Genomic DNA, 12832 nt, shown 5'->3' with positions numbered 1-12832 from the left:
TTTATATTGCGAATTTACCAGCTTTTATTATTGTGTACTCTTTTCCATTTTTGTCTACGCCAGTGACATTTAAGTCATCGCTTCCAATCATTAAATCTGTATGTATTAATGAAACATTGCATCCATAAGTTAGTTTATCGGCATCGGTCTTTAAATCTTCTTCATTGCTTAAACAAGATGGATATGCAGCTCCTAGTGCTATGTGGCAACTTGCATTCTCATCATATAATGTGCTGTAAAAAATAAGATTGCTTTGATAAATAGGGGAGCTGCTGTCAACTAATGCTACTTCTCCTATATATTTTGCTTGAATGTCGGTTTCAATATGTGATTTTAATATTTCTTTTTGCTTCTCATCATCGCAGCCAAAGTCAACAACTTTTCCATTTTCAAATTTTAACCATATTCCAGATATTAGTGTTTCAAGAACCATGACAGGGCGGGTGGCGTACACAATGCCTTTTGTTTTTTTATAGTTTGGAGTTGTAAAAACCTCTTCTGTTGGCATATTGGCATTGAATTCTATTTCTGTTCCTTTTACTTTTTCGCTTCCACCTGTCCATAGGGAAGTTTCAAGCAGATATACTTCCAAGTTTGTTTTTTCATTTTTAAAAATTACCTTTTCTAGGTTAAGTTCATTTAATGTTTTGCATCTTTTGTGAAGTTTTTCTCCATGGGATTCCCAACTTTCTATTGGATTTTCACTGTCGAGCAATAATATTTTCTTTTGTATTTTGAAAAATTCTTCTAAAGTTTGATTTCCTTCTTTTTTATTTAAAACTTTGGAAGCCCATTTTGGACCTGGCGCACAAACAACGCACCAAGCTATTTCGTTGCTCATTATTGCTTGGGATAAGGTTTTGCTTGCCAGATTTAAGGCTTTTTGATAAATTGACATTTTTTGACCAATGTTTTCTTTTAAGTCTTCAAAGTTTTCTGTATCATCGACGTTTATTCTTGCCCATTTATCTTGAACCATTTCTTCTAAAAAGCTCTTTTCGGCATTTGGAATAAATTCCAAATTTTCTTCTTGTGAAAATTTTAATCTTGATTTTAAAATATCGATGTCTTTAATATTTAGCTTGACATATTTAGCTCCATGTTCATAAGCTTTTTTTGCTAATATTTTCAAAAAATTATAATTGTCGATTGAACCTTGAATTAAAACACATTGATTTTTTTGTAAATTAATTCCCTTTAAAATTATAAGCTCTGCATATTTTATTAAATCTTTCTCCATTTATTCCTCCCGAATAGGCTCTTCTAAGACATTCTCATTAATGTAGTGTGCAACAGCTTCTTCATCATTTGTTCCTATTATTTCTAAGTAAGGAAGCATTGCTTTTAATCTATAATTTGCATTTCCCATTAGTAATCCCTTTTTTACATTTTCTAGCATATCGGTATCATTAAATCCATCTCCAAAAGCTATGGTTTCGCTTAAATCAATATTTATAGTTTTAAGAACTTCTTTTAATGCATTGCCTTTAGAAACTTTATGATCTACGATTTCTAGTGAATTTGGAGTAGAAAGGTATGCATTTATTTCTCCTTTATATTTTTCTAAAATCATTGCTTCATATTCTATTAGGCTTTCTTCTCTGCCAGCTAGTATTATTTTTGCAACATTTTCAAAGTTTTCAAGTTCACTAAAGTCTTTAATTTCTTGAATTTTATTGATTGGGCTGACTATTTCATGTCTGAAGATATTGGATTCTTTTTGCAATTTCTTGCATTGATCAATTGCAATTTTAGTCTTGATGTCAATATTTAATTGGTCGTCGTTTTGATCTGCTTTATGTAAAAAATGAGGTATGTGACTGAATTTCTCGTTTCTTAAATTTAAAATCTTCTTTACCACTTCGGCAGATAAATTGTGACTTTTTATTAATTTCCATTCTTGATTGTAAACTTTTGCTCCGTTTAATGTAATGAAAAATGAAACTTGCAGTTGATCTGTTTTTCTTGTAATTTGAATGATTTCATTTTTACTTCTTCCTGTTGCTATTATGAATTTCTTTTTTTCTTTTGTTAATTTTTTAATTACAAGTTCTGTAAAGGCTCCAATATAGCTTTTTGATAGTAAAAGAGTGCCATCAAGATCAGAGGCAACCGCTTTAATATTTTTCATGTTTTATCCTTTGGAGTTAATTTCAAGCTAAATTATATCAAATAAAAAATTTTTTTTAAATTGATAATTATTTGGTATACTAGTATTAGCAGGGTTGTGTATAAAGGGGATTTTTTTGGATATTAATAAAAGATTGGCTTTACTTAGAGATCACATGAGGGATAATGGAATTGATGCTTATTTGGTAGCAGGTTATGATCCTCATTTTAGCGAATATTCTCATGAAAGGTATAGCACTCGTAAGTTTATTACAGGTTTTTCTGGTAGCTTTGGTACGGTAATTGTAACATTATCAAAAGCTGTTCTTTTTACGGATGGCAGGTATTTTTTACAGGCCGAGCAAGAACTTAAGGGAACCGAAGTTGTATTAATAAAGCTTGGAGTAAAAGGATCTCCTGATATTTTTACGTATATAAATTTGAATCTTGAAGATTCAAAGCTTGGAATTTATTCAGATGAGATTAGTATAAAGTTTTATAAGGAGTTGTCTGAAAAATGTAAAAATACATATATCAAGGCTTTAAATCAGGATCTAATTGATTTAATTTGGAAATCTAGACCCCAGCTTGAGTTTAGTCATATATTTGAATTGGCTGATGCTGAGAAGAATAATAAAAGAGCTGAAAAGATTAAATCTATTTATTTAATCTTAGAAAAGAATTTGTCAGATTTTTATGTTATTACTGCTCTTGATGAGATTGCTTGGATATTGAATTTAAGAGGGTCAGATGTTAAAGAATCAGCATTGTTTTATTCGTTTCTTTTAATATCTAGGAATAAGGATCGAAAAAACGTTCTTTTTGTTGATATAAAAAAACTTGATTCAAGCGTTAAAGAAACACTTGAAATGGAAAATTTTGAAATAGAGCCTTACAGTAATTTTTACTGTTTTTTGGACAAGATAAAGCATAAAGGTAAATTTTTTGTTTCATTTTATGCCAATGTTAGGGTTTTAAAAGTTCTTGGTGAGGATAATATAATTTTGGGAGATAGCATTATAAGTAATCTTAAGGCAATAAAAACCGATTATGAACTTCTTAAGATGAAAGAAGCACATGTTATTGATGCTATTGCATTGATTAAATTTTTACGTAAAATTAAAAGCCTTAGCAAGGTTGAATTGGCTGAATTAGATGAAATAGACATTGCTGATATGCTTTTGCATTTTAGAAAATTGAATAAAGATTTTTTTAGTTCTAGCTTTGACTCAATAGTTGGTTTTAAAGAAAATGGAGCTCTTCCGCATTATAAGCCTAAAAGAGGTAAAAAAATAAATGCCAATGGCCTTCTTTTGATTGATTCTGGAGGTTCATATTTTGGACTTGGTACGACAGACGTTACAAGAGTTTTTTTAATAGGCGATGCTTCTGATGAAGAAAAGCGAGACTATACTTTGGTTCTTAAGGCTTTCATTAACCTTTCTTCTTTAAAGTTTCCATATGGATCTTCTGGAGCTTTTCTTGATGGAATTTGCAGATTGCCGCTTTTAAAAAATGAGTTGAATTTTATTCATGGCACTGGGCATGGCGTTGGTTTTTTTCTCAATGTTCATGAACTTCCAGTTTCGATTAGTCCTAATTCTAGCTATCTTTTTAAAGGATCTGAGGTGGTTTCAATTGAGCCCGGTCTTTATCGAACATTTAGTCATGGAATAAGAATTGAGAATTTAGTTTTTGTAAGGCAAGCTTTTACAAATGACTTTGGAGCTTTTTTAGAGTTTGAGAATTTAACTCTTGTTCCTTTTGAAAAAGAATTAATAGTAAAAGAAATGCTCTCAGAAGATGAGTTAAATTATATCAATGATTATCATGAATATGTGTTTTTAACCTTAAAAGAGCGTTTTGATAATGAAGAAGAGTTGGAATTTTTAGCAAAGCTAACAAGTGAAATATGAGATTTATAATTGCATTTTTAATGATTTTAAATCAAGGATTTTCAAATTTGTTTTCTTTGCCACCGGAAGATATTATTTTTGAGAGTTCTTATGAGATTGCACTTAAAAAAGCTCAAAAGTTAGATAAAAATGTTTTAATTTTGGTTGGCAGAGATATTAAAGAAAATTTAATAAAAGATTTTTTAAACTCTTTTGCAAATGATGAAATTATTCACAAGGTGTCTAGAAAAAGTGTTTTTTTAGTTATTGACAAGGATAATGAAATTTTTAATAAAGTTAATCTACAAAAAAGTCCAACTATTTTTTTTGTAGATTCTAAGAATGAGCAAATAAAGGCAGCTTATGTAGGAGCTGTTTTGAGTAGTGTTCAATTTGATAAGGATTTTTTAAGCTATGTTATGGGAGCCATAAAATCAACAAGTGTTTTAAAAAAGCAAAAAGATTATGAAATTAATACTGTTGATGAGAGAACCTTTTTTTATAAAACATTAAAAGGTGATTGGCGATTAAAGTTCAATGGGAAAGACAAAAAGCTTGTTCTTTTTGATACAGATCTTAAAGAATTTTTAGTTTTTAAAGATATTAGTGAAAACAAGCTTTATGCTATTCCTAAGTCTAGGATTGGTAATATTTATTTTTCGTTATTGGGAAATGAGGAATGGAAGCTTTTTGGAAAAATAAAATAAGTGTCTTTTTTGTTTGAAAGGGAGATAAGTTTTTATGGAAATGGTATTTTATCCTAATGATTTGCTTCGTGTTAAGACAAAACAAATCGATAATATTGACAATAAGATTAGAGATTATGCTAAAAAGATGATAGAATTGATGGATATTAGCGGTGGAGTTGGACTTGCTGCTCCCCAGGTAGGCCTTGATTTGGCGCTTTTTGTAGTTAGAGAGAATAAAATGGCAAAGCCTTTGGTTTTTATCAATCCTTCAATCATAGAGACTTCTTATGAGCTTAGTTCTTACAAAGAAGGGTGTTTAAGTATACCAGGAGTTTATTATGATTTAATGAGGCCTAAGGCTGTTGTGGTAAATTTTCATGACGAGAATGGAAAATCTTTTACTATAGAAAATTCTGATTTTTTGGCAAGAATTATTCAGCATGAAATGGACCATTTAAATGGAGTTCTTTTTATTGATTATTACGAAGAAAAGTTAAAAAATAAATTGTTAAAGCCTTATATGAGAGAAAGAGGGCTTAAGGCAAAATGAAAATATTTTTTGTAAGCTCTTCTTCTATTGCTTTAGAAGTTTTCAAGGAGATTTTAAAGCATTATGAGGTGGTGGGAGTTTTGACTTTGCCTGATAAACCTAAGGGTAGAGGACAAAAGTTAAGTCAAAATGTAATAAAGGCAGAGGCTATTGCTAGGAATATTAAAGTTCTTGACCCCTTGATTCTTGATGATAATACATTAAATTTAGTTAGGGATTTAAATCCAGATTTAATGTTAGTTTTTTCTTATGGCAAGATTTTTAAAAAAGAATTTTTAGATCTTTTCCCAAAGGGGTGTATTAATGTTCATCCTTCTCTTTTACCCAAATATAGGGGTGTTTCCCCGATTCAATCTGCAATTTTAAATGGCGATTGTGTTAGCGGTGTTACTATTCAGAGTATGGCTTTAGAAATGGATAGTGGTAATATTTTGGTTCAAAAAAAATTTGAAATAAGATCTTATGATACAAGTTATGATATTTCAAAGCTTGTATCAAGTCTTAGTCCAAGCCTTGTTTTAGAAGCTTTGGAAAAAATTAGCAAAGGTTTTTTGGGAATTCCTCAAAAATCAAGCGAAGCTACTTTTTGTTCTTTTTTAAAAAAAGAATCTGGGTTTATAGATTTTAATTTAAGTGCATTTGAGATTAAAAACAAAATTAATGCGTGCAATCCTTGGCCACTTGTAAGAGCTAGGCTTAATTATAGCGACATTATTTTTCATCGCGCTGACTTTTTGGAGATAGATTTATATAAGGAGAGAAAAGTGGGAGAAATTGTTGATTTTAATCCTGAAAAAGGATTATTTGTTAATACCGGGAAAGGGATGCTTTTGCTTTTAGAAGTTCAAAGACCTGGAAGAAAGGTTTTGGATTTTAAGTCTTTTTATAATGGTAGTAGGCAGCTAATAGGGCAAGTGTTTTCTTCAATAGAATAGGAGGGATATATTAGCTTTAATAATAAAGACAATTTAGAAAATAAATTTTCTAATGAAGAGGAATTGTTTAAAAATAAATTAGATCTGACGCAGAGTAACAAAAATTGTAATAATGAAATGTTGATTTTGCCCAAAACCACAATTAAGGCATTGCTTTTAGTTATTTTTGGATCTTTAATTGTTTCTTTTGCAATTTTCTTTATGGTTTTAGAAAATAACGAGATTGCAGTTGTTCCAAATCTTTATTCTCTTACTATTGAGGATGCTGTTATTGAATTGCAGAGAAAAGAGCTGATTCCTCACATTGAATTTAAATTTTCTTCAAGCGCTCTTGATAAAGGAAAGGTAATAGAGCAGGGTCCAAAACCAGGAACTGTTTTAAGACATGGCAATAAGGTTATAATTTTCATTAGCAAAGGGGCCATAATAAACAGAGTTGATAGTTTTATTGGCAAAAACATTGACGATGTTATTATCAATTTAAAGGCCAATTCTTTTGATAATTCTAAATTACTTTACCATATTGTTAAACCTCTTGAGGTTGAGAGTGAATTGCCAAAAGGTATAATAATTCGTCAAAATCCATCACCGGGTAGTCAAATATCAAGTTTAACGGATCTTCAATTTTTAATTAGTAAAGGTAAAGATCATTTGGATAAGCATGTTAAAAATTATATTGGAATTTATTATAAAGATGCAATTGCTTCTCTTTTAAGTGATAGTATTAATTTTGACATTGATTTGGCAAATACCGGTGATTTTGGAAATATTATTTCTCAGTCTATTCCACCTGGAACTAAAATAAATGAATCAGATAAAATTTTAATTACTATTGCAAAGCCCAAGGTTGACGATAAAATTGTTTTTGGAATTTTGACTTATAAATTAAGGCAACATCCATCTTATGTTGATGTATCTGTTAGGCTAAAAGGCTTGGATGATAAAAATTCTCTGATTTATTCCTTTAAGTCAAAAGGAGGGTTGATTAAATTGCCCTATGAGGTTCACAAAGACTCTATAATTGAGCTTTATATTTATGATAAGCTGATCAATCAAACAGTTATAAATTAATCTTGCTTAAACGGATTGACTTCAAATGCTAAAAGAATTTCTAACATAAAATCACATATTAATTAGTTTTGATGCTGTGATAATAGATGCAGCAATTATGGCTGTTTCTGTTCTTAGGGTGTTTGAGGATATATTGTAAGAGGAAAAATTATATTGAGATATTAATTGTTTTTCTTTTTCTGTAAATCCTCTCTCAGGCCCCACAATAATGGCAGCATTATTTATTTGTTCTATATCAATTAAATTTTTTCCACTATTTTTTTCAAGCAATATTTTTATTTCAAAATTTTTTTGTTTAATATATTTAAGACTGTCTTTCAAATTTTTCATAATTTTTATTTCTGGTAAGTAGGTTACTCCTCCTTGCATTGCTCCGGCTATTAAATGTTTTTCGCAATCATTGTTTTTAAAGATTTTAGAATTTAAATATGATTTTTCAGTAAGCTCAGTGTTAAAAAAAATTATTTTGTATATTCCAATGCTAGCAAGTTCTTTTATGATTCTTTTAGCAACAATTGGTCTTATCATTCCAATTAGTACATATAATTTTTTAAGTTTATTAGATTCAGCTATTTTAAAAATTTTCTTGAAAAATAGTTTTTTATCTTTTTTGTAAATGCAATGGTAAATGTTTTTTTCTCCAAGAATTCCAAATTTAAATTTGTCATTATCTTTTAATTTTAAGATTTTAACAAGATGTTCTGCCCTAGTGTCATTGAGTGAAATTCCTGTTTTAAATTCATTAAAAGTTATTAACATTAGATTCATTTCTTATAATTCCTTATTATTAATATTGTATTTGTGATATAATTTTAAGTCGATAGGGGGGCATGTAAAATATATGGCTATTTCTTTAACCGAAGAAGATTTTGTTGTTAAGGTTTTTGATTATAAAAATAATAAAGAGTGGAGTTTTAGAGGCGATAGGCCCGCAATAATTGATTTTTATGCTAATTGGTGTGGTCCATGTAAAATGCTTTCTCCTATTTTTGAAAAACTTTCTAAAAAGTACGAGAATAGCATTGATTTTTACAAAGTAGATACAGACAAAGAACAAGATATTTCTTCTGCGCTTGGAGTACAGAGTCTTCCAACTGTTCTTTTTATTCCTGTTGATGGCAAGCCAAAGGTTTCTGTTGGCTTTTTACAAGAAGATGCTTTTGAAAGCATAATTAAGGATTTTTTTGGTTTTTAATTTGCAAAATAAAATAATTTAATTGCTATAGCAATTAATCATATTTGTAAGTTATATATGAATTATTCTAGGGTATATTTAATTTGTCCAAATCTGATTTGAATTTATTGGTAGAAAATATTAAATTTGAACATCTTGGTGTTTTTTATGATTTTATTGTATCTGTTTTGAATACCCTTTCTATTAGTGATTTTGAACTTTCAGTTATTCTTTGTGATAATGTTTATATACAAAAATTGAATAATAAATTTAGAAACAAGAACGAGCCAACCGATGTTCTCTCTTTTAATTATAATGAACATAATGAGCTTAACGAAGATTTGGTTGATGGCATAAATTATAAAATACAAGGAGATCTTGTAATATCTTTTGAATATTTAAAATTTAGTGCTCAAGAGTTTAATGTTGAAATTTATGAAGAACTTCAACGTGTCACTATTCATGGGATTTTGCATTTAATGGGATATAAACATGAAACTAATGATTTTCAAAAGGAAGGTATGTTGATTCTTCAAGAAAGTATCTTAAGAGAAAATAAAAGGGTATTTTAGATGTTGGGATTTTTTAATTTTAAAAACAAAAAGAAGAAAAAAGGAAGCCCAGAAAATGATCTTGAAGATAAGTCGAATATTGGAACTTCTTTGATAAAAAATTTCAATGCGCTTAAAGAGACTATTGTAAAAGAGATTATGATTCCTAGGATAGGAGTTATATTTGTTGATTATGCTAAGAGCAAGGATGAGCTTTTAAAGGTTGTAACATCTAGCAGTCATTCAAGATTTCCTGTGTATCATGGTACCATTGACAATATTGTTGGGATAATTCATACAAGAGACATACTATTGCATATGTGTAAAAAAGATTTCTACGAAATAGACTTAAAAGATATTATGAGAAAGGTTATGTTTGTTCCCGAAAGCAAAAAGACAGACTCTCTTTTAAAAGAATTTCAAGAAAATCATGTTCATATTGCAATTGTGGTTGATGAGTATGGCGGGGTTTCAGGTCTTGTAACTCTTGAAGATATCCTTGAAGAGATAGTAGGTGACATTCAAGATGAATTTGACAATGAACTTGATGAGATAGTTCGCCTTGATGATGGATCTTATCTTTGTGATGCAAGAATTTTGATAGAGGATTTAAATGAGAAACTTAATTTAAATTTGCCAAATGGAGATTTTGATACTCTTGGTGGTTTCGTTTATGATCTTTTTGGGAGGATTCCTTTGAAAAATGAAAAGGTGGAATATAATAATTTGGTTTTTTCGATTAAAAATATGCATCAAAGAAATATTAAGGTTATAAAGATTTCCGAGAAGGAAGGTTTATGAATTTTAATTGGTTTTTAATGTTATTCCTTTTTAATTTTAGTGTTCTATTGGGAAGTGATACTACAGCATTAGGACATTATCAAAAGGCTCGTGAGTATTATTTGTCTAAAAGGTATTATGATGCTATTGATGAGCTTGTTGAGGCTATAAAAATTAATCCCAATTATTATGAAGCTTATAAATTTATTGCATCAATTTATTATTCTCTTAAGATATATACTCAAGCACAATTTTTCATAGAAAAAGCTTCTAAAATGTCTAACGAGGATACTGAGTATAAAATTCTTTATGCAAATATATTGTTAAAAAATGATAAAATTGATCAAGCAAAAAAAATCTATTCTGAGGTTTTGGTTAAACAAAGGAATAATATTGATGCTTTGGTTGGACTTGCTTCAATTTTTGAAAAAAATGGATTATTTATAGCCGCAGCTAATTATTATTTATCTATTCTTGATTATAGTCAAAATAATTATAGTGCTTTTGAACATCTTATGGATATTTATCAAAGGCTAGGAATGCATGATAAAATTAGGCATTTGATAAATAAAGTCAGGGTAAATTTTTTATCTTTTCCAGATTTTCATAAAAGAGTAGCTGAATTTTATATTAGTATTAATAATTTAGGGCTTGCTGAAAAGTATGCTTTAAATTATTTGGCTTTAATTGAAAGTTCTTACAAAGATTTTGGAGTTGTTGATGCATATCGATTGCTTGCGCTTGTTTATTTGCATGAATTTAAATATGAAGATGCAATAGAGGCATTGCAGAAAGCTATTTTAGTTAATAAAGATTCTGATGAACTTTATTATTTATTGGGATATTCTTACTTAAAATTTGGGGATATTGAAAAGGCTATTTTAAATTTGGAGCGAGCTAAAAATCTTAAAAAAGATTTAGAATTTTATAATATTGCTCTTGAGGAGAGTTTTTTTGCATCTAATTTTAGAAATTTTTTGAAAAATAATTCCAATTCTAGAATTTCTAAGCATTATGAAAATGAGGGGCTTAAAGCTTTTAAATCTTTAAATTTAAACAAAGCATTATTTAATGCAAAAAATGCTGTTGATATTTGGCCTGATAATGATAGTGCTAGGTTTTTGCTTTCAAAAATATATAAGCTTATGAATTTAGATATTATGGCCTATGAGCAGCTTTTTTATTTAGCAAAACAAAGAAATTCTACTGATTCTAGAATTTTAGATTTTTATGATGTTGTGTCTTTTGATGTTAGAAAGTCTTTATTTTATAAGTACGGATATAAAAGCATTTCTGATTTTAATAAGCTTTACGATGACAGAGTGGTTTATAAAATGGCTATTTTTACTCAAAGTGAGAATAAGTTTTTTGGGGCAAATGATTTGATATTAAGATACGCTGAAAGGGTTCTTGAGCGTAATTTAAATATGGAAATAGTTAACTATAATTTTGATTACAATAAAAATAGAGACTATCTAATTAATAATTTTTCTGAAGGATTTTCTTATTCAAGAAATAATAATTTGGATTTATTTTTAATTTTTGATTTTAAGGCAGATATTTTGAAGAATACAGCTACTTTGGTAGTGAATATTTTTTCAGGTAAAACAGGGATTAAGGTTGGTTCTTTCTCTTATGATGTGGGGGGTGTTAATTATTTAAGCAATGCTTTAAATTCTCTTTCAAAAGATTTTCATGATTATTTGCCTAAAAAAGGAAAGATTCTTCAGATTAAAAGTGACGATGCTCTTATTAATCTTGGCCAAGTAAACGGTGTTGTAAAAGGCGATGTTTTTTTGATTCTTAAAGAAGGTGCTTTAAATAGTGATACTAGAGATTCTGGTTTTATTGTTTATAAAAAATCAGATATTTTGGGAGAGATTTTGATTGAGGATATAAGTGATTATATTTCTAGAGGTATTATAAAATCTTCTACCTTTTTAAAGGATTATATTCAAGAAGGAGCCACTGTGCTTATAAAAAGATAGTTTGACACTTGTTGTTAATTTGTGATTTAATAATTCTAGTAGGAATAAAATCAAAAAAATTGGAGGATTTTATATGAAATTGGCTATTAATGGCTTTGGTCGTATTGGTAGAAATGTTTTTAAGATTGCTTTTGAAAGAGGAATTGATATTGTGGCAATAAATGATTTAACAGATCCTAAAACTCTTGCACATCTTTTGAAATATGATTCGACTTTTGGAGTATATAATAAAAAAGTTGAGTCAAGAGATGGTGCTATTGTTGTGGATGGAAGAGAAATAAAAATTATTGCTGAGAGAGACCCAAAAAATCTTCCTTGGGCAAAGCTTGGAATTGATGTTGCAATTGAGGCAACAGGTGTTTTTTCATCAGCAACTAGTGATAAAGGGGGATATCTTGATCATGTGAATCATGCTGGGGCTAAGAAAGTTATTTTAACAGTTCCTGCTAAAGATGAGATTAAAACAATAGTTCTTGGTGTAAATGATCACGATATTAATTCTGATTTAAAGGCTGTGTCAAATGCTTCATGTACAACCAATTGCTTGGCTCCTCTTGCGAAAGTGCTTCATGAATCATTTGGAATTGAACAAGGACTTATGACAACCGTTCATGCTTATACTAATGATCAAAGAATTTTGGATCTTCCGCATTCTGATCTTAGACGAGCAAGAGCTGCTGCACTTTCTATTATTCCAACTTCAACCGGTGCTGCAAAAGCAGTTGGACTTGTTTTGCCTGAACTTAAGGGTAAGTTGAATGGGACTTCAATGAGGGTGCCTGTGCCAACAGGTTCAATTGTTGATCTTACAGTTCAACTCAAGAAAAAAGATGTTACAAAAGAAGAGATTAATTCTGTCCTCAAGAAAGCATCAGAAACACCCGAGCTTAAAGGTATTTTGGGGTACACGGAAGATCCAATTGTGTCTTCAGATATAAAGGGGAATTCTCATTCTTCTATTGTTGATGGCCTTGAGACAATGGTTCTTGAAAATGGATTTGCAAAAGTGTTGTCATGGTATGACAATGAGTTTGGATATTCTACAAGAGTGGTTGATCTTGCTCAAAAATTGGTAAAATAAGTAGTCTTA

13 protein-coding genes are annotated in these 12832 nt (G+C 29.4%); 10 read left to right on the top strand and 3 right to left on the bottom strand.

Annotation, left to right across the window (positions count from 1 at the left end):
- Position 1: 1 nt before the first annotated feature.
- Positions 2-1240: an aminopeptidase gene (locus tag HNQ06_RS03575; RefSeq protein WP_184107580.1), complete on the bottom strand. Its 1239-nt coding sequence runs from the start codon at positions 1238-1240 to the stop codon at positions 2-4.
- A complete protein-coding gene (locus HNQ06_RS03570; protein WP_184107579.1) occupies positions 1241-2131 on the bottom strand; it encodes an HAD family hydrolase in 891 nt (296 codons plus the stop codon).
- A 115-nt stretch (positions 2132-2246) separates the two neighbouring features.
- On the opposite strand from HNQ06_RS03570, the gene HNQ06_RS03565 reads away from it, so the two are divergent.
- The 5 genes from HNQ06_RS03565 to HNQ06_RS03545 all read left to right on the top strand — a co-directional run bounded on the left by HNQ06_RS03565 (position 2247) and on the right by HNQ06_RS03545 (position 7249).
- Positions 2247-4025, top strand: a complete 1779-nt coding sequence (locus tag HNQ06_RS03565; RefSeq protein ID WP_184107578.1) for an aminopeptidase P family protein — start codon at positions 2247-2249, stop codon at positions 4023-4025.
- Positions 4022-4711, top strand: a complete 690-nt coding sequence (locus tag HNQ06_RS03560) for a thioredoxin domain-containing protein (RefSeq protein ID WP_184107577.1) — start codon at positions 4022-4024, stop codon at positions 4709-4711. The genes HNQ06_RS03565 and HNQ06_RS03560 overlap by 4 nt, the downstream gene beginning before the upstream one ends.
- A gap of 34 nt (positions 4712-4745) precedes the next feature.
- On the top strand, positions 4746-5243 hold the full coding sequence (gene def / locus HNQ06_RS03555; RefSeq protein WP_184107576.1) for a peptide deformylase: 498 nt from the start codon (positions 4746-4748) through the stop codon (positions 5241-5243).
- Positions 5240-6178, top strand: coding sequence for a methionyl-tRNA formyltransferase (gene fmt / locus HNQ06_RS03550; RefSeq protein WP_184107575.1), 939 nt, complete (start codon positions 5240-5242; stop codon positions 6176-6178). Before def ends, fmt begins: the two co-directional genes overlap by 4 nt.
- A 63-nt stretch (positions 6179-6241) precedes the next feature.
- Complete coding sequence (locus HNQ06_RS03545; protein ID WP_184107574.1) at positions 6242-7249, top strand: PASTA domain-containing protein; 1008 nt, start codon at positions 6242-6244, stop codon at positions 7247-7249.
- 51 nt (positions 7250-7300) lie between these two features.
- Here the strand turns inward: HNQ06_RS03545 and HNQ06_RS03540 are convergent, their stop codons facing one another.
- The gene (locus HNQ06_RS03540) at positions 7301-8017 is read right to left on the bottom strand and encodes a 16S rRNA (uracil(1498)-N(3))-methyltransferase (protein WP_184107573.1); all 717 of its coding nucleotides are present in this window, start codon (positions 8015-8017) and stop codon (positions 7301-7303) included.
- Positions 8018-8090: 73 nt separating this feature from the next.
- Between HNQ06_RS03540 and trxA the strand changes: the two genes are divergently transcribed.
- The 5 genes from trxA to gap all read left to right on the top strand — a co-directional run bounded on the left by trxA (position 8091) and on the right by gap (position 12823).
- On the top strand, positions 8091-8444 hold the full coding sequence (gene trxA / locus HNQ06_RS03535; RefSeq protein ID WP_184107572.1) for a thioredoxin: 354 nt from the start codon (positions 8091-8093) through the stop codon (positions 8442-8444).
- Positions 8445-8527: 83 nt separating this feature from the next.
- Entirely contained in the window at positions 8528-8995 is a 468-nt protein-coding gene (gene ybeY, locus HNQ06_RS03530) for an rRNA maturation RNase YbeY (RefSeq protein WP_184107571.1), read from the top strand.
- A complete protein-coding gene (locus HNQ06_RS03525) occupies positions 8996-9775 on the top strand; it encodes a hemolysin family protein (RefSeq protein WP_184107570.1) in 780 nt (259 codons plus the stop codon). It begins immediately after the preceding gene.
- Entirely contained in the window at positions 9772-11742 is a 1971-nt protein-coding gene (locus tag HNQ06_RS03520; protein ID WP_184107569.1) for a tetratricopeptide repeat protein, read from the top strand. Before HNQ06_RS03525 ends, HNQ06_RS03520 begins: the two co-directional genes overlap by 4 nt.
- A gap of 73 nt (positions 11743-11815) precedes the next feature.
- Positions 11816-12823, top strand: a complete 1008-nt coding sequence (gene gap, locus HNQ06_RS03515) for a type I glyceraldehyde-3-phosphate dehydrogenase (protein WP_184107568.1) — start codon at positions 11816-11818, stop codon at positions 12821-12823.
- The last annotated feature ends 9 nt before the right edge of the window (positions 12824-12832 follow it).

This window comes from Borreliella lanei, from assembly GCF_014205895.1.
Lineage (GTDB): Bacteria > Spirochaetota > Spirochaetia > Borreliales > Borreliaceae > Borreliella > Borreliella lanei.
Note: the sequence above shows the minus strand (reverse complement) of the source record. Positions and strands in the feature narration are given on the sequence as shown.

Bases quoted from the DNA above. Each gene is read 5' to 3' on its own strand.
- HNQ06_RS03575 (WP_184107580.1), bottom strand. From the start codon at position 1,240: ATGGAGAAAGATTTAATAAAATATGCAGAGCTTATAATTTTAAAGGGA.
- HNQ06_RS03570 (WP_184107579.1), bottom strand. From the start codon at position 2,131: ATGAAAAATATTAAAGCGGTTGCCTCTGATCTTGATGGCACTCTTTTA.
- HNQ06_RS03560 (WP_184107577.1), top strand. From the start codon at position 4,022: ATGAGATTTATAATTGCATTTTTAATGATTTTAAATCAAGGATTTTCA.
- def (WP_184107576.1), top strand. From the start codon at position 4,746: ATGGAAATGGTATTTTATCCTAATGATTTGCTTCGTGTTAAGACAAAA.
- fmt (WP_184107575.1), top strand. From the start codon at position 5,240: ATGAAAATATTTTTTGTAAGCTCTTCTTCTATTGCTTTAGAAGTTTTC.
- HNQ06_RS03540 (WP_184107573.1), bottom strand. From the start codon at position 8,017: ATGAATCTAATGTTAATAACTTTTAATGAATTTAAAACAGGAATTTCA.
- trxA (WP_184107572.1), top strand. From the start codon at position 8,091: ATGGCTATTTCTTTAACCGAAGAAGATTTTGTTGTTAAGGTTTTTGAT.
- HNQ06_RS03525 (WP_184107570.1), top strand. From the start codon at position 8,996: ATGTTGGGATTTTTTAATTTTAAAAACAAAAAGAAGAAAAAAGGAAGC.
- HNQ06_RS03520 (WP_184107569.1), top strand. From the start codon at position 9,772: ATGAATTTTAATTGGTTTTTAATGTTATTCCTTTTTAATTTTAGTGTT.
- gap (WP_184107568.1), top strand. From the start codon at position 11,816: ATGAAATTGGCTATTAATGGCTTTGGTCGTATTGGTAGAAATGTTTTT.